Genomic DNA, 600 nt, shown 5'->3' on the forward strand with positions numbered 1-600 from the left:
TGGCGAGGCGGCGGCATCTGCCGAACCAAGCGAATGTGCGTTCAACCACCCACCGCCTCGGCAGAAGCTGGAAGCCTTTGACGCCTTGAGGCCGCTCGACGATCTCGACAGTCCATGGACCGCAGTCTGAGAGCGCGTCGAGGAGTTGATTTCCGCGGTAGACCCGGTCGGCAAAGACGTGGCGCAGCCGGGGGAAGTTCATCCGCACGTTCTTCAGCAGCGGTACGGCGCCATGGCAGTCCTGAACGTTGGCCGGATGAACATGAACCCCGAGGAGGAGGCCATTGGTATCCGTCACAATGTGCCGCTTGCGGCCGTAGATGCGCTTGCCTGCATCGTAGCCGCGCGGTCCGCCAGCTTGGGTGGTCGGCGCACTTTGACTGTCGATCACGGCTGCCGTCGGCTTCGGTGTCCGTCCAAGCTTTTTTCGCGCCCGTCGGACAAGCACGCTGACAATCCTCTGCCACCGGCCTGTATCCCGCCATCTATAAAAATAGCCCTGCACCGTCGAATAGGGCGGGAACTCCTGCGGCAACGCCCGCCACTGGCAGCCGGTCGAAACGATATAGAGGATCGCTTCGATCACACGACGCAGCTCCG

General features: G+C 62.5%; 1 protein-coding gene. It reads right to left on the minus strand.

Annotation, left to right across the window (positions count from 1 at the left end):
• Positions 1-600 (minus strand): IS5 family transposase (locus J6525_RS48015; protein ID WP_225649641.1); only part of this gene is annotated, 600 nt, incomplete at both ends.

Source organism: Bradyrhizobium australafricanum, assembly GCF_020329495.1.
Taxonomy (GTDB): Bacteria; Pseudomonadota; Alphaproteobacteria; order Rhizobiales; family Xanthobacteraceae; genus Bradyrhizobium; species Bradyrhizobium australafricanum.